Origin of the sequence: Nostoc sp. DedQUE07, assembly GCF_034530975.2 — a bacterium.
In the GTDB taxonomy this organism is placed as follows: domain Bacteria; phylum Cyanobacteriota; class Cyanobacteriia; order Cyanobacteriales; family Nostocaceae; genus Nostoc.
The window spans coordinates 90,742-115,715 of the sequence record NZ_JAVRCC020000003.1 but is presented as its reverse complement, the minus strand read 5'-3'; the positions used below and the strand labels follow the sequence as shown (position 1 = coordinate 115,715).

Here is a 24,974-nt window from a genome sequence, read left to right as displayed (position 1 = left end):
GCTTTTTGTAACCCCCGTGATTGTCCGGTTGACATTAAAAAGGCAGACTTCACTATTCTTGAAGAGATATTTCAATAAAATGTTGTGGAACAGAGTCTAAATCCAAAATCAGAAAACACTACAGAGAATTGGTCGTACTATTGTGGGGACACTTTTCAGTTTTGGACAGGGCCAAAACCAGCGGAGGGCGACCCGTATTCAGAAGCGATTACCAAGCAAATTGAAGAAGGGTATATTTCAAATAATCTCATCAAAGAATGCGTCGATCGCAACGTAGCGGCGATGATTGGGTTGATGCCCCACTGGTTTTTATCCACTGGGAGCGAAGTTAGCGAGCAAGAATCAGAGAAGCGCTCGCCCCAAGTTATCGAAGCTGAGAAAATCTTGCAGACTTGGATAACCCAAATGCTCAAGCACATTGCCATGCAAGATGGTGATGAAGATGCTAACCCCTTAACAATGGCAGTTACTCAAATGCTGGTAACGGGGAAAGGCTACCTACGGCTGTATCGCCCCAAGCGATATAAAAATCTGCCTAATGCTAAACTCTACCAGAAGATTCGCCTACATTGCCCACCACTCGGAAGTGTGAGGGTGGATAGGGATGATGACGGCGAAATTGAGCAGATTGCTTATACCTATAAAGGTGGAACCGAGATTCAATCTTTAGATCCCGAAACTGGGAAGCTCACTTTTACTGTTACTTATTCTGGCAATGGAAATAATGAGCAGAGTCCACCAGAAAGTTGGGAATCAGACTTTGGTGGGCGCTGGACAATTTACGAATTGCGATCGCCTCCAATCATCAACAAAGATATCAAGAGGCTACAGAATGCAATCAACAAAGCTCTGACAATGCTAGGCAGAAATTTGGACTTGGCAGGCTTTTTGGAGCGGGTAATCACCAACGCTCAAACCCCAGGTGAGTGGGTTGAAGATCCAAATCGTCCCGGTAAGCAGCGTTTTATTCCTGATAAACGTGGGTTGCAAATGGGAGCAGGAAAAACTACTTTTCTGTCCGGGATAAAACTTGACGGCGGGGACTACACTACCCCTGGCGTCACCTACCGCGATCCAATTAATATTACAACTTTTGTGAGTTCCGTTGGCTTGTTCGCCGCCCGACTATATCTAGCTTTTAACCAAGGGCATATTTTGGCTTCTGGAGATGGCGCAATTTCCGGGATATCCAGAGTGCAGTTAAGACAAGATGCTAACTTGAGTCTCGATCGTCCCGCACCAGTAATTGAAAATGCTTTCGCCAACATCTTAGAAGTAGTGCTACGATTCCTTGAACCAGTTAAATATAAGGATACCTTTGCGACTGTAAAACTTCGCAAGGGAATTAATTATATTACTCCTGAAGAGACGGCAGAAGCCCGCACTAATTATCAAGCTCGACTAATTTCTCGAACCACTGCTATGAGTAATTTAGGGATAGAAGATCCCGATGCTGAGGCAGCCTTAATTGATGAAGAATTAGCCAAAGATGCGATGACCGCCGCGTTTGCTATTCCTGGAGCCTTGGGCCAGCCCAACCCCAAATCGGATAATCCATCGGATAAATAGGTTTTAGTTCTGAATTTAAGATTGTTTTTGCTCGTGCCAGGATTCGGAATTCTTCATTTGAGCGGCGATTAAGATAACTTTGCAAAAGCTCTTTATCTTCAAATATCAAGCAATCTTCTACTTGGTTTGCATCAAATAAAACTCGAATCCCATAGTAGCAAATATGCGGAATTTGGGGAGCGTCTGGAAGTATCGTCCTATTTTCTTCAATCCTAACTTCTGTAAAATGCTTTTTTAACAACTCCTTTAAATTCTCTCGAAAAACTATTCCAACAATTGTTTCCTTAGTATTAAAAAACTTATCGAAATAACTAGTGCTAAAGTCCATAAATTATGAATGATGCTTTTAATGTGGTTCGCCGCTTTGATAGTATTCTACGAACTTCGGAAGACTCGACCGTTAAGCAAATCTTCCAAGCTTTAGCCACAAGCTATTCCCAATTAGAGGATAGTCTGAGGCGATCGCATGATAAGTTTACTGCCGCCGGACAACCCAACTTAACTGGATTGCAGAGATCGGCATTGCTCTTACAAGAAGTTGAGCAATTGTTGAACTTGCTCCCCTCATCCACAGCGGCAACCTTGGAGACAGAAGTTACGCAATTGATAAATCAAGCTGCCCAGAATGGAAGTTCAATGGCGCGAGAGTTGGTACAGACGATCGCGCCCGATACAATTATCTTGCCCAGTACCGTCCCTGTCGAGGCTTTGAAAAGTGCGGTGTCAGACGCCATGAGTTGGTTGACGGGAACCAGGGTAGAATTTAAGACCGCCGCGAAGCAAGTCATTGCTCAAGGGCTAATTCAAAATAAGGGTATCGCTTGGACGACGGGGGTGCTACGGCGTAATTTGGGTATCTCGAAACGCAACGCCGAAAGTATCGCGCGCACTGCTACACTTCAAGCGACAGACCAAGCCACAAGAGAAGCTTATGAAGCTAATACTATCAATTACGTTCAAAGGGTTTCAGCAGAAGATGAGCGAGTTTGCGGCTTTTGTGCGTTGCGCTGTGGCAACATTTATCGGCTAGAGGAGGCGTTCGCGATCCTCCATGTGCGCTGCCGCTGCTATCTGATGCCGATTAAGCCAGAGTGGATTGCGTCGGGGTTGGTCGATTTGGAATGGATGCGATCGCACCATGCCACCACAATTGCAATTGCTAATTCCACACTTAACCCCGGCTTGGTTCAATTTGAGCGATCGCGGGGATTAAGCAGCCCTGCTACTCCCTTATGGACTCCGACTGGTGGATTTCAAAATGAGGATTTTGAGCGGATGGCGAGTGGGTAGAAGTAGGCTCTGAACACCTTTCTATTGCTGCATCAGTTGCATCTCTAGCACGATCGCATCTCGGACATTTGAGATTCAGGAAAATTTTCCTGCTTCTAGCTTCTTTCATACTCTTCCCAAGCAGCACGACAAAAAGGAATTACGACATGGACAAGAAGTCTGTATTTCTTTTAATCATGAACGACGGCCGTGAATTTTGTGAATTTGCAAATACTCTAGAAGAGGCTTTAAAGATATGCCAGATAAATGATATTTCGCACTGTGCAACGATATTGCAAACAATTGAGTATAAAATACTACCTTATTAAAAGTGACAAAAATGAAATTGGTTAAACCTTGGGCGATTTGGAGCAACTGGCTAACAGCGATCGCTTTTCTAAGCATTGTTTGCCTAGTAATAGGTTCCTCAACCTGGTCTCTCAGAAGTATCTGTGCAGCACGTTCTTTTCTGGCGAGGCATTCATACTCGTCTATCTCAATTGTTTGATACACTTAAGCAAGTAGCTGACTGATAATAGAATCTTTAATTATTGTTGTGTATCTTTTCTGTTGCTTTAATTAATTTTGAGTAGCTACAACTAAATAATATTTTATTTGGTTGTTATATGGTGCAAGCTGTCCCTACAACTGTTTTTAATCCATTAGGTAAAGAAAATAATAATTCTAATATTTCAATAGTTTCAGTAGCTCCTCAACTACCTTTCTATGTAGAAGTTAGGACTGGTTCTTTAATTAGCTTTCTTACAAATATTTATAATTTTAGTAATAGACCTGCAATTCAAAATTGGCTAACTGCTAGACAGAAAACAGGATTTTATTTTGAGATTAACGAACATTTACATCTTGCTTTTGCAGACCAGCGTGATGGTAAAAGCACGCCCTACTGGTGGTTTATTTATTATGATAGCTTTGAAAAGAAAAGAATATTTAACAATATTAAAATAGAAGAAAATTCTGTTGCTACAAAACTTCAAAAGGAGCAAGCAAAAGAACACCTTTTGTGGAATGGGTTAACTTTTCGTTCAAAAACCGAGATAAGGATAGCTAAAGCTTTATCTAGTCAAAATATTATTTTTTTTGCTAATGTAAATGGCTTTATGGGTTTAAAAGGATTACCTATTGCTAATCATGATAATAGACACAGAGAAAAAGCAGAAGTTGATTTTTTAGTATTTCACAATCAAAAATGCATGATTCTTGAAGTTGATGGAGTACACCATAACGAAGCTTTTCAAAAAAAATGGGACTGCACAAGAGATAGGATATTTTTACGACAAGGTATTTCTACAGTTAGATTTTCAGCAGAGCAATGCTATGAAAATGCCTCAGCAGTTGTTGAAGAGTTTTTAGAATTATTCAATTAGTGGATTGACCTGCCTAGCTACTCTGCTCTGGACTCCGAATGGTAGGTTCCAAGATGATGAGTTTGAGCGGATGGCAGGTGGATATCAAAGCTGAAAATATACTTTTTTAGTCAAAAGTACAATTTCAAGTTACAGAATTATACTTTTGAGTCTAATGAGAAGCAGGAAAATTTTCCTGGATCTAATTTCTTCCATATTCTTCCCAGGCAGACCCGTCCCCGTATCCAGCAGCTTGCCGTCGCATCGCATTTTTACAATCTTTGTCGTCCAAACGTTTTATCTAGTCGATCAAATCCTGTTTTAGAACGGCATCTTCATCACTTAACTCTTGAATATAAGCTCGAATAGCTACTCGTGCGGCTCTATCAGTATCTGGGCGAAGAACAAAATATTGAGCGTTGGGATCTATAGGTATCCCATCCGCTTTTTGAATAATGTATTTACCAAATAAACCTGTCATCTACTACTCCAGTGAGGGCAGGGAATACAATCTAAACCCATCGGATAAATAGCACAAAAAAAGCCTTGTCCCGTCATAACACCAGAAGCGCATTTTAAACAGTTTGCTGTTTGCTCTTTAGCTAAATTGCGAGAGCGAAATATCTTTTCTTTGTTAGCTTCAAAAATTGCTATGTGGCGATCGCGTTGATCCAGCCATTGAGCATAAGCCTCAGCCCTATCAGCTAAAAAGCTCTCAACCCTTTGCCGGGAATAAAGCTGGATAGGGGCGGCACTGCGACCATGCGGATTATCGAGAGTGCGATCGCACTTACCCAACTCTTTAATCCAGGTTGGCGACAACAGATATTTTTGTCTGAGCGCAGTTTTCGTTATCCAACCGTCTTTCGCTTGCCACTGACAACTAGCCGCGCAATAAAGTGGAATCCATTTGCCGCGTTCCTCATCATTGTCCCAAACCCAAGCAACCCCGTCCGGTTTCATATCGGGAGTTGGGGCTAGATTTTGCTTCCGTAATTCACCTACAGTTTGCAAGTCGCCTCGCTCGTCCCATTGGTAAATTGGAGGGAGATCGCGATCGGCTATTTCGCAATCTTTCTCGTCATAAAGCCAGAGGTAAATGCCTTTCTTTTGAAGATAAATTACTCCGGCGGCGTCTGCTTTTGCTTTCGGTTTTAAATTCTTTTTGTGAAGGTTGACACGGCTTTTTAAATGCTCTGGATTTGAGCCATATTCATAACGAATGACTCCCGGGCAAGGTGTTACCGTGGTTGAGGTTTTCCACTGCCAACGGCAAATCTCGCATTGAAAACCAAGGTTAGTTTTTACTAGCTGATGTCCCATACTAAATTTTTGCTATTAGTACAGATATCAGCATTATACTAAACAAGGTAAATACGATGCATAATAAACCCTGCACGAAGCAGGGTTTTACTTTTAAACAGCTTTTATTTAATGTCTGTCTCAGTTGAAATTAGTCAGGAATGAGATGCATCGCTCGCAATTCATCTATCGATTGTTCGTCCCATTCAGTTGGGCAATTCGCTTTAACGTTTTCAGCAAATTGGGTAGCGTCTTGCAAACCTCCGTTGTATTTAATTACAACTTCGTAAAAAAGGCACTTCTCCCCAGTAAATACCTTTACCTGGAAGCCAACTTTCCCTTTCAAGGAAGTGGGAATGGGAAATAAGCGGAGCAATTGCTTTTTGTAAATCTTGGTTTCGTTCTGCGCCCGGACATGATAATTAGCAGTTCCTGCCTGCTGATATCCTTCTTCTGTTGGCACAGACCCAAGCCTCAATTCGTCTTCCATAAAAACCTCGACTAAATTGACAGTCTGGGTAAAAATAAATTCCACCCAAATCACCGAACCCCATGCAGATATGAGGCTCGGTGATTCGGGAATATGGGAATTAAAGAAAGCCTAAAATTGAGGATTTGAAATATCTCAAATCCCCAAAACCTAAAAACAGGGAGGGGGAGAACCCCCCCCAATATCAATTAATTAAACAATGGATGCGCAGGATCGTATTCTGGGTGATTGGGAAGAAATACAAATTCTCCATCCAAAAGCGCGTAACAACATAACAAACAAGCGTGACAATTAGTTCCAGGAACGATGTGGAATTCACCCTGACAATCTGAACCTAAATTACAGGCACACCCCACCCCATTCTTAACCGTTTTGACTTCCAATTTTGTCTTTTCAACTTTTAATTCTTCCATCTCTCAAACCAACCTTTTTTGTTATTTGCAAAACCCATATATTCGGGGCCGGATCTCCGACCCCACATCTACTAAATCGATCTGCTCAATTTATATCCCTCGATCGCTTCCGCCTGCGATCCATAGAATCCCTTCAACTTCCAACCATCCGCAGCCCCTCCCACATAGGCCCACTTCCCCAAATGCTCCTCTGTCAAATAATCCGATGCATCAATATCATCCTTTCCAACTTTCACGATATTCAATTGGGATTCGATCGCTTCCTTCGATGTATTAAAGAAGCCCAGAGCTTCTCCTTCTACCGAGTAACACCACTTCCCCAAATCCTTCTCACTCAATCCCTCAGTTTCATCTATCTGTTTCTGTTCAATCTGAAATACTCTCATTTCTATCTCCCTCGCGGTTGATTGTTTGCTACATCTCGATCCTAACACAATTTTTGATTTCTTGCAACATTTTATTCTCCTGAAACTATTTACCTATAAGGGTTTCAGCTTCCAGATGTCTCCCTACGAATAACGACGCAGAACATCCATTTAAATATGGAAAAATAAAACTACGATTATTTGTAAATTCATAAAATAATACGATTCCTGGGAATTAGAAAAAATAACTATTCCCACAAAAAAAGTTCTGCGAGGTGCATCGCCGAACTTTTAAGAAAAATGCTTTGTGAATAAAAAAACTAATGTCTAAATCTTTGGAGATTTTACAAATTGGGCTAAATCAAGCATTAGCCCAGCTTCGTAAAATCGATTCAAACAAGACAATTGTATCTTGCTAGTCTGCGAAGTCTTCGGTATTTTCCGGTTAAAAAAATTAAAAATCAGTACACGCACCGATTTTAAGGATTTTGACCGCTCGTAAGATAAAGGGGCGAAAAGTATATAATCTTATTTATTATTTATGGACTATACGCAAGCTCTGGGATGGCTGGATGAGCAGGAAGGCGGCAAAGAAGCGGCTGAGGCAATCCGCAGTCATGTTAGCGGTGTGAACAAAGAAGCCCAAAGCTGGCGGCAGAAATTCAAAGGTGCGACCAGCGAACAAACCACCACCGCCGCTGAGATTGAGCAACTGCGAACTGAAATCGCAAATCTTCAAACCCGGATCAAAACTTTAGAAACCAATGAAGCAGAACTCAAAAGTCAAGCCAGCAACCTACACGGACAATTGCAGCAAGCAAAAAGCGACCTCGAAACCGAGAAAGGTAAATCCACCACCAACGAAGCGTCCCTAACTGAAGCGACTTCTAAAGTTGCGACTTTAGAAGCTACTATTGCCGAGAATGCTACAAAATTAACTGATTTAGAAACCCAAAAGCAGACCTTGGCGCGATCGCTTGGAGTAACGGAGGCGGCAACTTTAGCTGGGGCTGTGCCAAAGGTTTTGCAAACTCTGCTTAAAGACCAACAAATAGTAGTAGAAAACGAGAAAGTATTTGTGGTTGAAGGCGAGGCTCGCTCTGAATTGCGGGAATATGCTGATGCGAATTGGAAAGCTTTTGTGCCAGCTTTGTTCCAAGGTGCTTCCACTCCCAGGCTACCAGAAGGTGGACCCAAGGGAACTGAATCTGGCAAGGGCAACGTGGTACATAAAACCCTTGGCGGACTTTACAGCACACCGACTGTAAAAGCTTAAAAGCTTTAATCGTCCTTGGTGGACAAAAGCGACCTTGTTGTTGTTATTTATAATTTACGTCTAACGGGACTTAAACAAGGTTAACTTTCTGATTGAGGATAAACCTTTGCACGATCGCTCAATCTGAGCAGCGTTTGTTTAATCTCCGTCCTTCATTTCGACTAAAGTTTTGTCGAGCCTATCGTTGGCTTCCTTAGCAAACTGGATGCATCGCACATTAGCGGTCATTCCTCCAACAGTGGTAAAAGTTCCTTCTGTAACTTTGCCTGACAGCAGCAATCCGGCTCCGATAAGGCTAATGCAAGCAGATAAAGCAGTGGCAACCAGAGCAAGGTTGAAGCTGTAGCGTGCTTGGCGTAGGCGTTCTTGGGCAATGTAAATTCGACTGGCTTATGACTCATAAATTTTGTTTTTTATGTGTTCAAGTTCACACTTTTAATATCGAGCCAAACGCCTGTAACCTTGACTATACAAAGATTGTGTTGTAAATGACTTGTGATTTCTCTATGATTGTCTGATGCTTTAGTTTTGATTGCCTAAGCGATTTAAATACTCATTATCAGACTATGGAAGACCCAAGCCCTGGCAGAAAAAATAGAAAAATAACTTACGCTGCATCTCCAGAAGGCAAAAGCAAAGCAGAAAGAGCTTTGAGACGGCTAGGGTTTGAGTCAAAATTGAACTTTGCAAAGTCTCAACTGTTGGCTCGTAGTACAGTGACAAATTTTTTTCAGCGCAAACCAATTCAGCTTGATTCCTTTAAAAGGATATGTGATGCACTGGAATTGAATTGGAGAGAAATTGCACTAATGCCAGAAGAACAACTAGAGCAGCAACTACACAAAAGTGATTGCAGTAGCTCTATGGTCAATCAGGAGGTAGAGTCAAGGCAAATACCTTACACTCAAGTGACTGTAATCGATAAACAAACTAAAACAGTTAAAATTGAAATTAGATTAAAAGGTCATATAAATTCAATTGACAATTTAAAAATTCTTGAGTTGGTTTTGCGAGAATATTCAGGAAATTCTATAGAAATTACTGATATCAAAGAAGGCAGTATCAGATTATTTGTAGAAGGTTCTCCAGAGGATATTGATCGGCTTGTATCTTGCATCAAATCTGGAGAACTAAAAACAGTAAGAGGTTTTCCTGTTGAAGATGTTCAAATTTCGAGTGAAAACTCAAATGATGAAAGCATTAAGTCTGATGATAAATGGCGTTTAATACAAGAGATTGTTAGTCAGCCAGTTAAGATGCGACGTTTGAGTGGTGTTGATCTAAGCGATGCCGACCTGAGCGGTGCCGACCTAAGCAATGCCGACCTGAGAGGTGCTGACCTGAAAGGTACCGACCTGAGAGATGCCGACCTGAGCCATGCCAACCTGAGTGGTGCTGACCTGAGCCATGCCAACCTGAGTGGTGCCAACCTGAGTGGTGTCGACCTGAGTGATGCCGACCTGAGCCATGCCAATCTGAGTGGTGCCAACCAGACCCTTGCCAATCTGAGCGATGTCATCCTGATTGTTGCCAACTTGATTGTTGCCATCTTGAATGGAGCCATCTACGCTGTTCTCATCCTGAGTGATGCCAACCTGATTGTTACCATAGGCGTTGTTCTTATCGTGAGTGAAACCACCGACGTTATTACCAACGCGATTCTTGCCAACCTGATTGTTGCCAGCATGATTGGTACCAACCTGACTGATGCCAACCTGAGAGGTGCCAACCTTACGAATGCTATTGTTGTAAACACCTTTTTTGAAGGCAATATAGGACTTACAAAGAATATGAGGCGCGATCTAGAACGACGAGGAGCAATTTTTGGCGCTCGCCTTTTTTTTGTTTCTCAATTTAAAATAAGAACGCGTACATGAAAAATTCTTCATAACCCCCTACACAAGAGCGATCGCTACCCAAGCAAAAACCACCCTTTATCGGGTAGGTATTGGTTGATTTGGTTTCATTCAAGCAAAGCGATCGCAACCTGAGCAGTCCTTATTAATCTCCGTCTTTGATCTCAGTCAAAGTTTTGTCAAGCCTATCGTTGGCTTCCTTAGCAAACTGGATGCATCGCACACTAGCGGTCATTCCTCCAACAGCAGTAAAAGTTCCTTCTGTAACTTTGCCTGACAACAGTAATCCGGCTCCGATAAGACTAATGCAAGCAGATAAAGCAGTGGCAACTAGGGCAAGGTTGAAGCTGTAGCGTGCTTGGCGTAGGCGTTCTTGGGTAATGTAAAATTCGACTGGCTTATGACTCATAGATTTTGTTGTTTTTTGTGTTTCGGTTCACACTTCTAATGTCGAGCCAAAAACCTGCAACCTTGATTACACAAAGATTCTGTTGTAAATGACTTGTGAGTTCTCTATGATTGTTTGATGCTTTAGTTTTGATTGCCTAAGCGTTTTAAATACCCTGGTTAGCCCATGACAGACCCAAGCCCTGGCAAAAAAAAGAAAATAACTATTACAGCATCTCGAGAAGGTTTTGAGGTGGCGGAAAAAGCATTGATGAGAATGGGGTTTGAGTCAAGATTGAACTTTGCAAAGTCTCAACTGTTGGCTCGTAGTACAGTGACAAAATTTTTTCAGGGTAAGCCAATTCAGCTTGATTCGTTTAAAAGGATATGTGAGGCACTAAAGTTGAATTGGAGAGAAATTACGGGGTTAACAGAAGAAAGACAACCAAAGCAGTTATCAACAAGTAGTTACAGTAGCGCTGATAGTGATGGGGTGGTAAAGCAAGTGCAACCAGAACACCTTAAAGTAACTGTAATAGATAAACAAAGTAAAAAAATTAAAGTAGTTATCACCTTAGAAGGTGATATACATTCAGTTCAAAGCTGGAAAATTATTCAATCTGCTGTACGAGAATATTCAGGTGACACTATAGAAATTACTGATATCAAGGAAGGCAGCATCCGATTATTTGTCGAAGGTTCTCCAGAGGATATTGAACAGCTTGTATCTCGCATCAAATCAGGAGAACTAAAAACAGTAACAGGTTTTCCTGTTAAAGATGTTCAAATTTTGAGCGAAAGCTCAAATGATGATGAAAGTAGCGAGTCTGATGAGAAATGGCGTTTAGTACAGGAGATCGTTGATCGGCCAGTTATGATGCGACAGTTGAGCGGTGCCGACTTGAGTGATGCTGACTTGAGCAATGCCGACTTGAGTGATGCTGACTTGAGCAATGCCGACTTGAGTGATGCCAAACTGAGCGGTGCCAACCTGAGCAGTGCCAACCTGTTCAGTGCCAACCTGATCTATGCTGATTTGTTCAGTGCCAACCTGAGCGGTGCTAACCTGAGCGGTGCCAACCTGTTCAGTGCCAACCTGTTCAGTGCCAACCTGAGCGGTGCCAACCTGAGCGGTGCCGACTTGAAGCGTGCTATTGTTATACGTGCCTCTTTTTTAGGCAGCATAGGACTTACAGAGGACATGAAGCATCACCTAGAACAACGAGGGGCAATTTTTAGCCATCGCCCTCCGGTTCTAAATCCAAAATAAGAAAGCATACCAGCCAAAATTTTTCGTAACCAACAACGATCGCTTTTGACTGTGCCTAGTGGATTGGATACCTAGATATCCAAGCGCATAGGGATGCTTTTGTCCAAAGCGATCGCTACATCTTCAACGCAACTTGAAAGGCAAGTAGAATCAAGTTCCTCTAATTCGTTGATTGATAAACTAACAGAACGCTATTAAATTTGCGCTCTCTTTTTTCTATCTGTTTAATAACTTGATAAGCGCTACTCAACCACAAAACCCCCAGCCTCCTCAAGCTCCTCAGTCACTTTCACCGCCTGGACAGACTTCTGCTCAACAACCCGTGCAGATGCAGACAAAAGCAGGTAAGCGCACAGAGCGAATCCTGAAAAGCATTTGGGAGCCTATGAATTCAATAGGACAAAGCATTTCTGAAGAATTTTTCATCACCTCGAACGGGGCGATCGCTTTCAATAGCGTGAAGTTACTCAAAAAGTGATTTGGGGTTTGGGCAATCGCAAGAATGATTTTATAAAAATCGCTTCAATTCTTCTGTTAGCATCTGGTCGTCTTTCCACATAGATACTTTTCCATCCCGATAGATTTTGGCAATGAAGGGGGCGGGATGTTCGCGGACAAATTCTTGCATCGAAACAATTGCTTTTAGAAAGATTGCAGCCATATCTCTTCCTGATAAGCTTTGAGAAGCGAGTGCAAACATTTTTATTTGAGCGCGGGCAACGGCAATTCTTTCTAAAGTATGTTTACCAATGTTGGCATCTTTAGTCAGAACAACCCAGCCCCTTTTGCCGACTTCTGGTAGCCAGTCTACATCAGCCGCACCTTTATCAAAGTGTTCGTCATGAATTTCGATGTTGATGCCAGCTCCTTGAAGCGTTTCTACAATGCATCTGCTACCTAGACATCGATCTACGAAAAAGGTAATGGACTGGGGTTGAATCATGCAACAGCAGGTAGTTCACACCGGATGGCCTCTTCAATTTTGAGACGAGGGCACTCATAATCATAAGCGAGATCGTCAATTGAGTCACCTGCTTGATAACGTTCTGCTAACACGCGGGTAGCAATTCCTGTCCCAGCGATGATAAGACGACCAAAGGCAATTCGGGGATCAATGACGACAATGCGAGGATTGTTTTCTTCTGACGAGCGAGTAAAGGGATAAAGTTTAATCGCAAGCCCAGTGTCATCAGGCTCAATTCGCTCAAGATGGGCATTCAAGGCGTCTTTCATTTCTGTTTGCACGCTTTTCGAGGCTTTAATCAGAGAGCCGTATTTTTCAATAAACAGGTCAACACCATCGGTAAGAAAACGCTCACGTGCTAGGGGATGAGACGTTTGAAACTGTTCATCAATAAAATCAAGAGCATCTCGCACCGATCTCAAGTCAATTTTGTGGTGTTTGCGAATCGCTCTTAAAACATGAACTTCAACTAGGTTGGTGAATGAGAGAAGTTTTGGTTTGAGATCGCGAATTGGAATCAGGGGTCTAAAGAAATTGGAACCGTTTGCAGTCGGATAATATCGCCCAACTGTCCAAGAGCGAATTGTGCCTGCTGGAATGCGTAAATAACGAGCGGCATCGCTAATGGAGTAGGTCGGAATATCTCTAGGATCGGTTCCTCCGTAAAGCTCAGTCATTTGCGTGCCTGCCAAAGATGCTTAACTTTATTATCTCAAATATCATCTCAATCTCAATATATATTGACATGAGAGGTAGAGCCTTAGCTTTACGAAAAATTCTTATTCTTAGTGGAGCGATCGCTATCTATTGGATACTTAAGTGTCCAAGCGCATAGGTATGCTCTTGTCATAAGCGATCGCCGCAGTCGCAATATTCTTGCTTTGCATGACCTATAACAAGGCGCAGTGGTTGAAAAATTCTTCAGTTAGTGGAGCGATCGCCTTGCTTGAAAGGCTCGACTTGATTGGATAACTAGTTATCCAATTGTAAAGCAAGCTGATTGCGCTTTGATTGCTTCTGTAACAGAAATAATCAAACATCCGCTTCCAGTTGACTGCGGAAGACAGCAACAATCTGTTGTCGTAGAATAAGATGAGAACGCGTATCGCGTATATACGCGGTAAAAAAGCTGTAAATAATAGTTTGTCAAGGTCAAACAGTTATTAGCTGGTGTCTTCCAAAACACAGAAAGCAGGAGAGTTTAGCAGTGTCCACTGCGATCGTGATTTTTACTCATGAATTTGAGCAGATCCGGCAAAGAAAGATCAGCCCATCATCGGATTTTGAGCAATTAACTGCCAAGATTTGCCGGTTAACAAGTAGAGTTAACCGGGAGTGGGACAATCTTTCTGTTGAAGACCGCGAAGGGTTAAAAGAGTTTGCATATGATTGGCTTGAACCACCAGCAAAAGGTGTGTTCGGCTTAAAGAGCAAAATTTGGGCAAAAATTTATTTATTGTTTTTAGTCGTAACCAATCAAACAGAAGCTTTCATGTCTTGCGTTAAAGCTTTGGATACACTGATTGAGACTATTTTGGATGCTGTTGAGCGACAAGATCCCAATTATCAAGCGGTTTTATCTGATACCCTAGAACAATTGTACTCAGGTGCAATACAGGGTAAAGAGCTAAAGCCGGAGGAAACCCGTGACTGGTTGCGAAGTATATCGGATAGAGCCATTAGAGAGGTTTGAGATTAGCCTCGAAAAGTTAATTAAAAGTCACTATCGTAAAAACGAAAGAGCTAGAAATTCTTTTTTGGAGTTAGTTAATGACTATATAGGTCAACTCCGAGAGAATCCTAGCTCTAATTCATTTTCAGAGGATGAAGGTTTTCCCAAAGGAACCTATAAATCAGATTTTAAATTTAGAAAAATTCGGTTCAGAGCGCCTGAGCTAGATGGAGCAGCGAAGAAATGTCGCTTCATGTATGTGGTCAACGAGACGAAGCGCGTTGTTTATCTATTGTGGATATACACCCACGAGGAATTTCGTACAAGACCGTCTGACGACGATTTAAGAAGAGAATTTGTAGGCATTCAACAAGAAGCAGAACCAGAACAAGTCTAGCTTCGGTTCTGAAAAATTTTTCACATCCCCCCAGCCATTACCTGTCCTCGTGACATATCATTTATCAACTTCGCCGCATCATCAATTGGGTTAGGGGAGGAGACACAGAGCGATCGCGGCGTGTTGGCAGGGTAAGAGACGGCTATGTATCTAAAGCTTTTTTGATTTTGTCTTTAACCTGAGCATCATAGTTGTCATGGATTGTGAATAGTTCCGATAGCATCTGGTCGCGCTCATTAAGCTTTCTTTGTAGATTTTTTAATTCAGTCTGTAGAGATTCCGCTTTTCGATGGGCTGCTTCTAATTCTTGATGACTATCACCACTTCTAGGTGCTAAAGCACTTGCCACTTGTGCTAAGAGCGCCGGATCTTCCGGGTCAGCGTAATCCATGACTAACTCACGGTAACGACTAACTAAAACTTCCATCATCGGCTTAATGGGCATAGGTGTTCGCTGATGTATGCTTTCGTAGGGAGCTTTCTTGCCACGCCCACCAACTCCTGGATTGCTCATAAACTAGGTAACAAGTAACTAAATTACACAATAAAAAATGTTACCATGTTTGTCAACTAAGAGCGATCGCTTTTTAAAAATATCCATTATCAGACATTAAATATTAGTTACTATTTCTAGACATTGCTTTTGTAATTTTATTAACTCTAACAATTGTGATTTTAAAGTTTTAAATGCATCACTTGGCTGATTAATTTTAGCTATTGTTATAATTACGGATTCTTCTGAATTTATTTTCTTATATATATCGCCAACTAAATTATTTTTGAATTTATTATATTTTCTAATTTCTTGTTTTTGTGCTAAAAACAATGGAAGCTCAGGTATAGCTGTTATGATATTTAACCAACTCACAGGATGATATATATTTGTATAGAAACTAAGGCTATATTTATTAAAACCAAGCGAAGACTCTGTTTTTTTTAGATAAATATCTTCATATATACTAATTTTTGCTACCCCTATTAAAGCTATTTTTGCATTGTTAATATCATTAAGTAAATAATGACAAATTGCTAATCCTACGTGAGCATAAAAAAGTCGCTCATTTTTTTCAAGGCAAGTAGCTTTAGTAAAACCAGTCCTGGCATCATTAATAAGAGCAGACTTTTGTTCATCAAAAGAACTAGAATTACACGCTTGAAAAAGTGTTTTCCAAGCAGCATTAAATTCTACCTGTGTCAAAAGGTCAAGTTGACTTTCAATAGATTCTATTAGCTTTAAAGCTCTAGCTAGTTTTATGGAAATATCAATAAATCCTTTAGAACCCCCGAAAAGTGCCGTTAATGAAATAGGTTCACTCATATAAATAATTATCTAGTTTGCTGCAATGTTTATTTAATTGGCTGGGGTGTTATCGCCCCCCACTTTACTCCAGAACTGTAGTGCGTCAGCGAACAGCCCGCCGCAGGCATCGCCCATACAATGGCAGGATGAACCAGTTACAGATCGAGTACATTTGTGCAATCAACAGTTATATTCTTTTGGTGTTTTACACTCCTGGTAAATGCTGGCAGTTTCGCGTGATTGGACCAGATGCTTCGGTATATGGCTCCCAGCAGATTTTTTACACTTGTGAAGCTGCAAGAGAAGCAGGTATTAGTTGGGTTAATGGTGATAAATAGCGGGATAATGGAGTGCGATCGCCCATCGCCCATCACTAAACCTGATAAACCTTCAATACTTCATCGCCGTAGTGGTTAATTACTTTAATGGCAATCTTCCCAGGCTTGTCACTTTTACCTTTAGGTGGATCAAAGGGACAGCTAGTGGTGGAATAGAGTGCTGACCAAGCATCTTCATCAACCTCAGCTTTGAGCGCACGTTTCAATTTTTCATAGGGTTGGTCAGCCCCTGTAAAGTAGGCATGGCGTACAAAAAAGCTTTCGCCGTTGTAGTTAGTGTCAATGAACCAGCAGGCGATGTCATTGGTAGAACTGCTACGAATTTCACCAGTAGTGGGGTCGTAAATATCTAAACCGTTGAGTGTCACTAGCAATTGGTCATTTTGATGTTTGACTTCAATATCTGGTTCACCAAACACCATAAACAAATTGCCAGCACCCGTTTTTTTGAGAAGTTCATCACCCAGCAGTAAGTCAGCATTCATGCGAGTAGTTAAAACCGTCAGGTTGCCATACCGCTTGGATTCTTCCGCAACGCCAGGGTCAAATCCAAAGCCGCAAACAATCAGCAGATGATACCCTACTCCTTTGACAGCTTCCTTGGCAGCTTCTTTAATTTGCTCACTGCCAACAGTGCCGTATTCTGGGCCAATGGAAACAGCTACCCGTTTGACTATTTCATCTTTATCTGTATACTCTCCTGTTGCCTGTAGCCAAGTACCAGCATGAGGTTCTAGGAAGTCAAATTTCAAACGTTCATTTTTAATTGTGTTTTGCACACCTGCTTTTTTCAGGTTTTCAATAATCCTGATTTCAAACTGGTCAGATGCTTGCTGTTGCCCTTCTGCTTCTGATGCGGGGCGTTCATCGTCTGTGGATAGGACACGGTGAGGTGATAGGCTTTCAACAGTGAAGGGGCCAGTTACCCGTAGTCGCTTATTATCTTCATAGGGTTGGTCATAAAGGATTTCAGTGTCAGCGTAACGAGCAATCGCATCATCAATTTCTTTTTGGCGCTTTTGTCGCAACTCCCACCAATTAGCCAGTTGCTCCTTTGCTTCCTGTGACCATTTCGCTTCCGGTTCGCGTGGGATTTCCCATTCTTCCCAGGATTTTTTAAGCAGTTGGTTTAGTTGGGTGCGGATAGGGTCTAGCTGCTGCTGCCATTTTGCATGGATGGTGTCAATTTCTGGATTATTAGCGATCGCTTTTAGGGTAACGTGGGGAACTCGCTTGTAAACAAAGCCTTTTCTGATATCGTTTTCTGTCTTTGGCTGTGTTGGTGGAAGCTGCCCAGTGATTACAGATTCTTTGTTTATGCCTTCGGGGGAGTCAGCCAGTAGGTAGTAGGGATATTTAGCAGACATTAAGCGGGTTCTGGCAAGGGCTAAAGCAACTCGGCTGGTGTCGATGGTAATCCAACGTCTACCCCACTGTTCGGCAACGTAGGCAGTTGTAGCACTGCCCATTGTTGGGTCTAGAACTAAATCACCGGGGTCAGTAGTCATTAACAAACAACGCTGAATAACCTTAATGTTTGTTTGGACTACATAAATCTTTGGATCTGTAAAGCTACCTGTTCCAGTATCTCGCCAAGTATTGTCTATTGGATAAACAGCAAAGTCATCAAGAAACCGGATATAACCTAATGTTTTTCCTGTTATTGAAATGCGATCTGCCAGAGCTAATTTTGTAAGCCCATTAAGTGTAGTTTTCCAATGTAAACCTGTCCCTGGAAACCATTCTCTACCTTCAAAAAAGAATTTTTGAGTATCAGCAGAATTAGAAGGAGCGCCTTGTGAGGTTAGATCAGCTAACCTCACAAGGCGCTCCGCGCCAAAAATTTTATTTTTTAAATTTGAGATGCTTGATACATTTCTATATATAGAAAATGTGTTTTCCGCAGAGGAATCTTTTTCTTTATATATCTGTCGATATTTTAACTTTTCTATTGATTTTGAATACCAAAGTATTTGGTCACAAACTGATGAAAGATAGTTACCAGAAAACCCAGTAGTTTTACTAAATGTAATTTGACTAACAAAATTCTCACTTCCAAATACCTCATCTAGCAAACACCTTACTAAATGTACATTCTCATCTCCAATCTGCACAAAAATACTGCCTGTTTCTGTTAGTAGCTCTCTTGCCACCACCAAGCGTTCACGCAAATAAGCTAAATAAGAATTAATCCCTAACTCCCAAGTGTCACGGAATGCCTTAATCTGTTCTGGTTGTCTCGTTGCATCCCCAACACTGCCGTCCTTTACATCCCGCTTCCTAGTAGAAACCTGCCAGTTAGAGCCAAACTTAATCCCATAAGGAGGGTCAAGATAAATCATTTGCACTTTTCCCTTTAAACCCTCCTTCTCTGCCAATGAATTCATTACCAGTAGTGAATCACCCAGAATCATCCGGTTTGCCCATTTGACCCCTTCTTTGTGCTGATAAAAATCAATCAGTTGGTCAAACTTTAACCCATTGAAGTCACTAAATAAACTTAACTGAACTTCAGACTGTTGCTTTTGGCTATAGGTGCGAAATTCTTGAATAATTGACTGGGGGTGAACCTTCTCTTGGATATACATCGGTAAAGCCGGGACTTCCAAGGGGTGCTGGTCTTGCTCATCCTTGCCTTTCCAGACTAACTGAGGATCTAGTGAGGTATCACGGGGGTAAAGAATAACTTTGGGTTTCTTTTGTTCATCTGCCATGAAGTCTTTTAATTCTTCAGTGGGAATGTTAGCCCGTTTGTCTTGGTGTTTAACAGTTTCAATTGGGGTCGATGATAGACTCTTTTTCTTAGCCATAAATAATACTTTTAATTAATTAGTTAGTTAATTAGTTAATTAGCCATGATTGAGAGCATGACGAATAGTATTCTGGGTATCCCACGGGTCAGAAATTTCTAAAAATTCCCAACGTCCTAAACTGCCATGATTATTTACTGCTGGTATCCAAAGACTTCTAGCAGTAGAAACTTTAGCGGCTTTATCTTTCCGCGCTTCCCCTGAAACCTCAACAATCAAGTTCAACGGGTCTTTATGCCCGTTTCGGTCTTGGATTCGCACGATAAAATCAGGAATGTAATTCTTTTGATCCCCGTTAATGGTGTAGGGAATTGTAAATCCCAGGTTATGATTTTTGACATAGCAGACTACTTCATCCATTTCTTCAAACACCTGTGCTGTCTTCTGTTCCCAGCTATCGGTATCAGCTACTACGTGGGAAATATGGCACTTGTTGGGGTCAGTGGCATAAACCGGACGAGCTGTGTCAAAGTCTAGATAACGAGTAGAACCAAAGGTGTCATAGGGCCGCAGAGTTGGTTTTAAGGATTTTTGCGCTTCTCCAGATGCGATCGCTCGGTAAATGCAATCTGCCGCATCATGGGCAAACTCAGTTAATAGTAGTAACTGAGGGTAAGTATTGCCTTTGTAGGTAACACACTGTTGCATCCACTCTTTACTGATTCGCAGCACTTGGGGAAACAACCAAGCTTGCACGTCAGCATCAAAAATATGTTCTTTGGGTTTGTCAGTTTTTTGTATCCCATCCCCTCGGAAATATTTCTCTAAAGTTAACTTTGCCAGCAGAAACGCCACTTCTTGTTCCCGCCGCGATCGCAATTCATCCAATGTGTGAACACTGGACTGTCCAACAATGGGAGCATTGACTGTTAATGTGGGTATATCAGAGGGGGAAATAGCATAGCAAACATCGTTAAAATTAGCATTAAGTTGTTTTTGGGTAATATCGTAGCGATAACCTGTTAATCGCGGGAAAGTAATCTCTAAATCAATGCGTTCTTCTAAGGCACGGACACGAGTAGGTAAAAGTCCAGGTTTAGGTTTCTTGTTAGCACCAGCACAAGGAATAAAAGCAAAGGGAACGCCGTAAACCTCTGCATATTCTGGTTCATACATCCCTTGATCGTTAACTGCATAACTTATCCGTCGCAGTCCCCGCCCAACTACCTGCTCACATAATAACTGTGTACCAAATGCCCTCACTCCCAAGATGTGAGTAACAGTGTTAGCGTCCCATCCCTCAGTTAGCATTGAAACAGAAATCACACACCGGATTTGTTCACCCAACTTGCCTGGTTTACCAACTGTATTAAGCACCTCTCGCAGCAGGTCTTCTGAGCTAATTTTGTCTGGGTCTTGTCCTGGATAGCGTTTTCGGTACTCAGCTTTAAATTCCTCAATTTCCCGTGCTGCTATTTTCTTAAAATCAGCATTCATGGCTTCACCTGACTCTAACTGCTCACTGTCTACTAGAATGGTGTTAGGTCTAGCTGACCAGTTACCGTTTTCAACGTTGCTAAATAGTTTTAGTCTCCCCGGTGCTAAAACTGGTTTTTCGTCTGGAGTTTTTTTACCAGTATCCCAACCGCAGACGTAATCATAAACCAACTTAGAAACATTGGTATTATTACAGACCACAATAAATACAGGTGGTGTTATACCTCTGGCTTGAGCCTCTGTATTTTGCTCCCACTGCTGGTAAGCTTTTTCATAGTTACTGTAGAGACTTTGTAATGCTCCCTCTAATTCTTTGGGGAGTTTGGGGTCAGGTGTTGATTTACTTTCATCCTGAGTGCCACGTCCTTTTTTTGGAAGATGGTCACGAATCAAAGGCCAGATACTTCTGTAAGTTGGCAGTTCCCCCTTCATGTTGTCATCTGACACAGGCACACGGGGGATTTTGACAATACCCGATTCAATGGCATCAATTAAAGAAAAGTCTGACACCACCCAAGGAAATAAATTACCTTCTGGATATCCAGAACCTTTCAAGAAGAAAGGAGTAGCAGAAAGGTCATAAACAACCTTGACACCAATTTTTGCAGTAATCGCTTCAATGCCAGAAATCCATCGCCTTGCTTCAGTATTCCGTTTCTCAGATTCTTTGCGGTCATCTCCTTTGAGCTTTACATCATCGTCAGCACCCACACGCCGACGATAGCAGTGGTGAGCCTCATCATTAATAACGATGATGTTTTTCTTATTGCCTAAAGCCTTACAAACACGCCGCACCATCTGATCTGGTGTTTCAGTAAACGCGCAATATTTACCTTGAGAGAGAATATCTTTGGTCAGCTTGCCAGCACTGTTGAGTTCTCGCAATTGAAAAGCGTGATAGTTAGTAATTACAATCTTGGCTTTATCCAGTTCCGGCATTAAATCCGGTGGTACCAAGTCCATTTTTTTATAGTAGTTTTCTGAATCATTGGGCTGGAGAACCCGCAAGCGATCGCGCACTGTAATCCCTGGTGTAACAACCAAAAAGGCATCGCTAAACAGTCGGTTTTGAGGATTGGCAATCTTATTAAGGGTGTGCCAAGCAATCATCATCGACATCACAAGTGTTTTACCGCTACCCGTCGCCATTTTGCAAGCAATGCGAGACAGTAGCGGGTTAGCATCTGCGTTCACTTGGCGCAAATCATTCTCAATCCAGTTATCACCGTACTTCTTCGCCACCTCAGTAATGTAAATGACCGTCTCTAGAGCTTCAATTTGGCAGAAATACAGCTTTCTTTCTCGCTCTGGATTTTGCCAATATTCCAGTAGTCGCCGTGTAGTAGGAGTAATACCTACATAACCACCACGTCTCCACAGCCCCACCTTGACACGCACATCATTGATAAATTTATTTGGCTTGACACGGGCTTGTGTCCATTCGCCATCCAGGTCTAGTTCAAGTTGTTGACTCTGTTTACCTTTCTTTTTCGGTGGAGCAATGGGAATGAAGTAATGGCTTATGCGGCGGGATTCAACAATATTATCGGTGATGCCATCGTCATCAAATTGGAAATGTTGCTTAGGTTCACAAAAGGCTGAGTTAATAATGGGGTTTTCAATAATAACTTGCTTCAATTAGATTGCCTCTTGCTTAGCCTGTTGCCTGTTTTCTAGTTCGACAAATGCTTCGCTAACAAATTTTCCCCCTAAGCAGTGACCATTAGCCCAAAGGCAAGCCCCAAATCACGAAGTGATCTGCCTCACCTCTGACTGTTTGATGACCAAGGGTTTTTTAATAGTCATTCAACGAAAGAAACTTTAGCTTCTAGCTTAAGTAGCCGATGCTAGATTATTTGCTACATATTAACCATTCACAATCTGGCTGTTAGCAGTGAAAATACTTAATTTATATTTTTTGCAGGAAAATTAATTGCTTTAATCAAGGAAATTTTTTAAGTAATGTCAAACTTGAATTCTCAGAGGTAAAAGTTGCTATTTGAGGGTGATCGCTCCTCACTTTGTCCCAGAAGCGAGAGCGATCGCATAATTTGCATATTATACATTCGACTTGTAATCTTCATTCAGACTCAGAAAGCTTTTCAATTAGCATTAAAACATTGTCAAAAATGAGAAAAGCATTAATGTGAGTTTGAGTAATTTGAAAAACTTCCATGTTGGTTGCAAGCTATTTATTTTGAGTTAGAAAAGATACCAAACTAGCGTTGTAATTTAGCAGGGAAGAACAGTCTTGCAACATTGAGAGTTGCCAAAATAGTCGTCCTTGTTCAAACTGTGGAGGGTCTTTTTTCGGCTTAGGGGCAGGTGGGCTATCCCAGCCTGCGTCAACGTATTCGGCATTTCCCGCACCGTTGGGAAATATCCACTCCTTGGCGTGAAATCTTGGTTTTTCCTCGCACCAGGCAACGCAGATAATCGAACTGCCCGGATACATAATCAGGCGATCGTAGGTGCAGTTTTGACGAATCCAATTAAACACTGTCCTCGGTTCAACGTAAGCATGAACAAAAATATCAGCAGCGCCGCCGATGCCTCCTTGGGGAGGGCGAAATAAATGTAGCGCCAAAGGGCTGACAACGCTTGGATACCAATACTTCCAAAGTTCGAGTGAGCAAAATCCGAAAGTGATACTAGTCGGGCCAAACTTCTCAACAACAGGATCGAGGATGTGCTTGCACAATCCCTTGAGTCCCATGACTTCGACCCCAGTCCAGCTGCTAGGGCAATTAGGGATGCCTTGAGTTGTCGCAGTTTGAGAGTAAAGAAAATCGGAAAGCACAAAATACTTTCCCACCCGCACATCCTGGGGACGAGTGCGAGGATGCCATTTGCGTTCAACCATTTTATTCCTTGTTGTAAGATACTGGTATTGCCCTGCCCTTCTTGGTGGCTCGAACTGGCACTACTTCTGCTTCTTCCGCTCCAATGCAGTGAGCATAAATTCGCCGTAAATCTTTCATTAACGGCTCTTTAATCTCATTTGGAAAAACATGGTGACGTTCGGCGGTAATCATTTCGTACAACCACCAAGTTTGAGCTGCACAATTATCTAGAAAAGTGCGCTCTTTCAAAGCCTTGGCGGTGCGTGAGCCAAAAGACGCAAGGTCAAATAAACTTTCTTGAGTGTTGGATTGCTCGTTCTTTTGACGGCGAATATCCCGCAACAGTTGGCGAATTTGATTAGCTGTTAAATCGTACTGGGCAGTAATTTGAAAAAGTGACTGGATTTCCGTTTGATTAAGTGGATAGTTTTGAATAAAGCTTGCCACTTCAAAGGCACGCGAAAGTAAATCTAATTTGTCTGTTTGTACCTCCCAATCCGTTTTTAGAAGGTGTACAAGAGAATGGTATTTTCGAGCCATTCCCTCACTAATAGCTAAACTTTCGCTAGCTTGCAGGTAGTTTTTACCGCATTTATTAACTAAGAAATCTACACACCTTGCATACTCAAACGAGGTGTATTGCAACCGATTGGCATTTGACATCAACGCCATCATTTGCGCTGATTGCAAACTGATTTGGTGAACGCGACACGGTGTAGAAGTGTCACCCCGGCGGGTCATTGCCTCTAATCGGTGATGTCCAGCAATCAACACCTTTCTATTATCAGGTGAAAGCCAAATATCTATTGGGTCTAAGGCTTCAGGTTTCCAATTAGCAACTAGCCATTGCACTCTTTCTTCGTCAAAAGCTACGGAACGAAACTGAAATAAACCAATGTCTTTTTCTATTTCGCTTATGCGGATTCTGGTGATTTTCATAATTACTCAAGGCAGGGAAATATTCTAGGCGTTTCAAGTTAACGCCCAGAATGTAAATCAACTAAATAGCTCACAGAAATTCACGGATATTTATTGCATCCGGGATGATTACTGTGTCAGACTATTGGCAATGCGAGTAAAAGTGCAAGAAAACGCACAATCATTAACCCAAATTAGTGAGCGCAGAACTTAGCCTTAAAGAACGCAAATCTTTTAAGGCTATTTCATCCCAATCCGAGGGAAACTCCGCCAGTTCAATGTTGCAAGCGAAGTTAAAAGCATCTAAGTTGCGGTCATCGTACAAAATTGACACCTTGTATTTAGTGCCAAAATCAAATCTGTAGCCTCTAATGCGATAACAAAGTTGACCTTCTAATTCTTGCGGTATGGGAAATAACCGCTGTATGTATTGTTTGAAAACTCTGCATTCCATCAGAGCATAATCGGTATCATAGTCAGGAGTATCAATTAGCAGGCATTTTCTCTTATAAGGCATGCTACCAGGCTCATTTCCTAAATCTGATTCATCCCGAAACAGACTGGTCAATCGTTTCTTGTAAACCCTGGATTTATTCGGCCATAACTGGATTTTATCAAGCATAGAGGACTTTGATTAATGGGGCAATTTAGGTGCAAATTTATTCCACCTAAATCACCAAGCCCATTGCAGATATAGGCTTGGTGATTTAGTCAACCTGGAATTCATTTCTAGT

General features: G+C 41.8%; 27 protein-coding genes. 10 read left to right on the top strand and 17 right to left on the bottom strand.

Going from position 1 to position 24,974, the window contains the following annotated elements:
- Window positions 1-84: 84 nt before the first annotated feature.
- Together RMZ95_RS03180 and RMZ95_RS03175 are read left to right on the top strand one after the other, a co-directional pair.
- Window positions 85-1,569, top strand: a complete 1,485-nt coding sequence (locus RMZ95_RS03180; RefSeq protein WP_322685660.1) for a hypothetical protein — start codon at window positions 85-87, stop codon at window positions 1,567-1,569.
- 333 nt (window positions 1,570-1,902) lie between these two features.
- Entirely contained in the window at window positions 1,903-2,859 is a 957-nt protein-coding gene (locus RMZ95_RS03175; RefSeq protein ID WP_322685661.1) for a minor capsid protein, read from the top strand.
- Between the two features lie 174 nt (window positions 2,860-3,033).
- Here RMZ95_RS03175 and RMZ95_RS03170 read toward each other — a convergent pair whose 3' ends face one another.
- Entirely contained in the window at window positions 3,034-3,351 is a 318-nt protein-coding gene (locus tag RMZ95_RS03170; protein ID WP_322685662.1) for a hypothetical protein, read from the bottom strand.
- Window positions 3,352-3,464: 113 nt separating this feature from the next.
- Between RMZ95_RS03170 and RMZ95_RS03165 the strand changes: the two genes are divergently transcribed.
- Window positions 3,465-4,223, top strand: a complete 759-nt coding sequence (locus RMZ95_RS03165; protein WP_322685663.1) for an endonuclease domain-containing protein — start codon at window positions 3,465-3,467, stop codon at window positions 4,221-4,223.
- A gap of 280 nt (window positions 4,224-4,503) precedes the next feature.
- Here the strand turns inward: RMZ95_RS03165 and RMZ95_RS03160 are convergent, their stop codons facing one another.
- From RMZ95_RS03160 to RMZ95_RS03140, 5 genes are all read right to left on the bottom strand, one after another.
- Complete coding sequence (locus RMZ95_RS03160) at window positions 4,504-4,683, bottom strand: hypothetical protein (protein WP_322685664.1); 180 nt, start codon at window positions 4,681-4,683, stop codon at window positions 4,504-4,506.
- Window positions 4,680-5,525, bottom strand: coding sequence for a hypothetical protein (locus RMZ95_RS03155; protein WP_322685665.1), 846 nt, complete (start codon window positions 5,523-5,525; stop codon window positions 4,680-4,682). Before RMZ95_RS03155 ends, RMZ95_RS03160 begins: the two co-directional genes overlap by 4 nt.
- A gap of 130 nt (window positions 5,526-5,655) precedes the next feature.
- Window positions 5,656-5,994, bottom strand: a complete 339-nt coding sequence (locus tag RMZ95_RS03150; protein WP_322685666.1) for a hypothetical protein — start codon at window positions 5,992-5,994, stop codon at window positions 5,656-5,658.
- A gap of 188 nt (window positions 5,995-6,182) precedes the next feature.
- Complete coding sequence (locus RMZ95_RS03145) at window positions 6,183-6,407, bottom strand: hypothetical protein (RefSeq protein ID WP_322685667.1); 225 nt, start codon at window positions 6,405-6,407, stop codon at window positions 6,183-6,185.
- Window positions 6,408-6,478: 71 nt separating this feature from the next.
- Window positions 6,479-6,793: a hypothetical protein gene (locus RMZ95_RS03140; protein ID WP_322685668.1), complete on the bottom strand. Its 315-nt coding sequence runs from the start codon at window positions 6,791-6,793 to the stop codon at window positions 6,479-6,481.
- Window positions 6,794-7,313: 520 nt separating this feature from the next.
- On the opposite strand from RMZ95_RS03140, the gene RMZ95_RS03135 reads away from it, so the two are divergent.
- Window positions 7,314-8,048 carry a hypothetical protein gene (locus tag RMZ95_RS03135; RefSeq protein WP_322685669.1) on the top strand — a complete coding sequence of 245 codons (735 nt, stop codon included), beginning with the start codon at window positions 7,314-7,316 and terminating at the stop codon, window positions 8,046-8,048.
- Between the two features lie 138 nt (window positions 8,049-8,186).
- Here RMZ95_RS03135 and RMZ95_RS03130 read toward each other — a convergent pair whose 3' ends face one another.
- Window positions 8,187-8,375, bottom strand: coding sequence for a TRADD-N-associated membrane domain-containing protein (locus tag RMZ95_RS03130; protein ID WP_409882144.1), 189 nt, complete (start codon window positions 8,373-8,375; stop codon window positions 8,187-8,189).
- Window positions 8,376-8,614: 239 nt separating this feature from the next.
- On the opposite strand from RMZ95_RS03130, the gene RMZ95_RS03125 reads away from it, so the two are divergent.
- Window positions 8,615-9,925 carry a pentapeptide repeat-containing protein gene (locus RMZ95_RS03125; RefSeq protein WP_322685671.1) on the top strand — a complete coding sequence of 437 codons (1,311 nt, stop codon included), beginning with the start codon at window positions 8,615-8,617 and terminating at the stop codon, window positions 9,923-9,925.
- A 124-nt stretch (window positions 9,926-10,049) separates the two neighbouring features.
- Here the strand turns inward: RMZ95_RS03125 and RMZ95_RS03120 are convergent, their stop codons facing one another.
- Window positions 10,050-10,313, bottom strand: a complete 264-nt coding sequence (locus RMZ95_RS03120; RefSeq protein ID WP_322685672.1) for a TRADD-N-associated membrane domain-containing protein — start codon at window positions 10,311-10,313, stop codon at window positions 10,050-10,052.
- 165 nt (window positions 10,314-10,478) lie between these two features.
- Between RMZ95_RS03120 and RMZ95_RS03115 the strand changes: the two genes are divergently transcribed.
- Together RMZ95_RS03115 and RMZ95_RS03110 are read left to right on the top strand one after the other, a co-directional pair.
- On the top strand, window positions 10,479-11,561 hold the full coding sequence (locus RMZ95_RS03115; RefSeq protein ID WP_409882140.1) for a pentapeptide repeat-containing protein: 1,083 nt from the start codon (window positions 10,479-10,481) through the stop codon (window positions 11,559-11,561).
- A 232-nt stretch (window positions 11,562-11,793) separates the two neighbouring features.
- Complete coding sequence (locus RMZ95_RS03110; RefSeq protein WP_322685674.1) at window positions 11,794-12,039, top strand: hypothetical protein; 246 nt, start codon at window positions 11,794-11,796, stop codon at window positions 12,037-12,039.
- A 30-nt stretch (window positions 12,040-12,069) separates the two neighbouring features.
- On the opposite strand, the gene RMZ95_RS03105 is transcribed toward RMZ95_RS03110, so the two are convergent.
- The gene (locus RMZ95_RS03105; RefSeq protein WP_322685675.1) at window positions 12,070-12,504 is read right to left on the bottom strand and encodes a hypothetical protein; all 435 of its coding nucleotides are present in this window, start codon (window positions 12,502-12,504) and stop codon (window positions 12,070-12,072) included.
- The gene (locus RMZ95_RS03100; protein WP_322685676.1) at window positions 12,501-13,202 is read right to left on the bottom strand and encodes a DUF433 domain-containing protein; all 702 of its coding nucleotides are present in this window, start codon (window positions 13,200-13,202) and stop codon (window positions 12,501-12,503) included. Before RMZ95_RS03100 ends, RMZ95_RS03105 begins: the two co-directional genes overlap by 4 nt.
- A 530-nt stretch (window positions 13,203-13,732) precedes the next feature.
- On the opposite strand from RMZ95_RS03100, the gene RMZ95_RS03095 reads away from it, so the two are divergent.
- Together RMZ95_RS03095 and RMZ95_RS03090 are read left to right on the top strand one after the other, a co-directional pair.
- A complete protein-coding gene (locus RMZ95_RS03095; RefSeq protein ID WP_322685677.1) occupies window positions 13,733-14,218 on the top strand; it encodes a hypothetical protein in 486 nt (161 codons plus the stop codon).
- Complete coding sequence (locus tag RMZ95_RS03090) at window positions 14,172-14,594, top strand: hypothetical protein (RefSeq protein WP_409882139.1); 423 nt, start codon at window positions 14,172-14,174, stop codon at window positions 14,592-14,594. Before RMZ95_RS03095 ends, RMZ95_RS03090 begins: the two co-directional genes overlap by 47 nt.
- Window positions 14,595-14,736: 142 nt before the next feature.
- Here the strand turns inward: RMZ95_RS03090 and RMZ95_RS03085 are convergent, their stop codons facing one another.
- On the bottom strand, window positions 14,737-15,108 hold the full coding sequence (locus RMZ95_RS03085; RefSeq protein ID WP_322685679.1) for a hypothetical protein: 372 nt from the start codon (window positions 15,106-15,108) through the stop codon (window positions 14,737-14,739).
- Between the two features lie 96 nt (window positions 15,109-15,204).
- A complete protein-coding gene (locus RMZ95_RS03080; RefSeq protein WP_322685680.1) occupies window positions 15,205-15,912 on the bottom strand; it encodes a hypothetical protein in 708 nt (235 codons plus the stop codon).
- 80 nt (window positions 15,913-15,992) lie between these two features.
- Between RMZ95_RS03080 and RMZ95_RS03075 the strand changes: the two genes are divergently transcribed.
- Window positions 15,993-16,232 carry a hypothetical protein gene (locus RMZ95_RS03075; protein WP_322685681.1) on the top strand — a complete coding sequence of 80 codons (240 nt, stop codon included), beginning with the start codon at window positions 15,993-15,995 and terminating at the stop codon, window positions 16,230-16,232.
- Between the two features lie 35 nt (window positions 16,233-16,267).
- Here RMZ95_RS03075 and RMZ95_RS03070 read toward each other — a convergent pair whose 3' ends face one another.
- The 5 genes from RMZ95_RS03070 to RMZ95_RS03050 all read right to left on the bottom strand — a co-directional run bounded on the left by RMZ95_RS03070 (window position 16,268) and on the right by RMZ95_RS03050 (window position 24,862).
- Window positions 16,268-19,042, bottom strand: coding sequence for a site-specific DNA-methyltransferase (locus RMZ95_RS03070; RefSeq protein WP_322685682.1), 2,775 nt, complete (start codon window positions 19,040-19,042; stop codon window positions 16,268-16,270).
- A gap of 39 nt (window positions 19,043-19,081) precedes the next feature.
- Window positions 19,082-22,117, bottom strand: coding sequence for a BPTD_3080 family restriction endonuclease (locus RMZ95_RS03065; protein ID WP_322685683.1), 3,036 nt, complete (start codon window positions 22,115-22,117; stop codon window positions 19,082-19,084).
- Window positions 22,118-22,667: 550 nt separating this feature from the next.
- Window positions 22,668-23,342 (bottom strand): hypothetical protein, encoded by a 675-nt coding sequence (locus RMZ95_RS03060; protein ID WP_322685684.1) that lies wholly within the window; start codon window positions 23,340-23,342, stop codon window positions 22,668-22,670.
- A gap of 1 nt (window position 23,343) precedes the next feature.
- Window positions 23,344-24,261, bottom strand: coding sequence for a ParB N-terminal domain-containing protein (locus RMZ95_RS03055; RefSeq protein WP_322685685.1), 918 nt, complete (start codon window positions 24,259-24,261; stop codon window positions 23,344-23,346).
- Between the two features lie 163 nt (window positions 24,262-24,424).
- A complete protein-coding gene (locus RMZ95_RS03050; protein ID WP_322685686.1) occupies window positions 24,425-24,862 on the bottom strand; it encodes a hypothetical protein in 438 nt (145 codons plus the stop codon).
- Window positions 24,863-24,974: the final 112 nt, after the last annotated feature.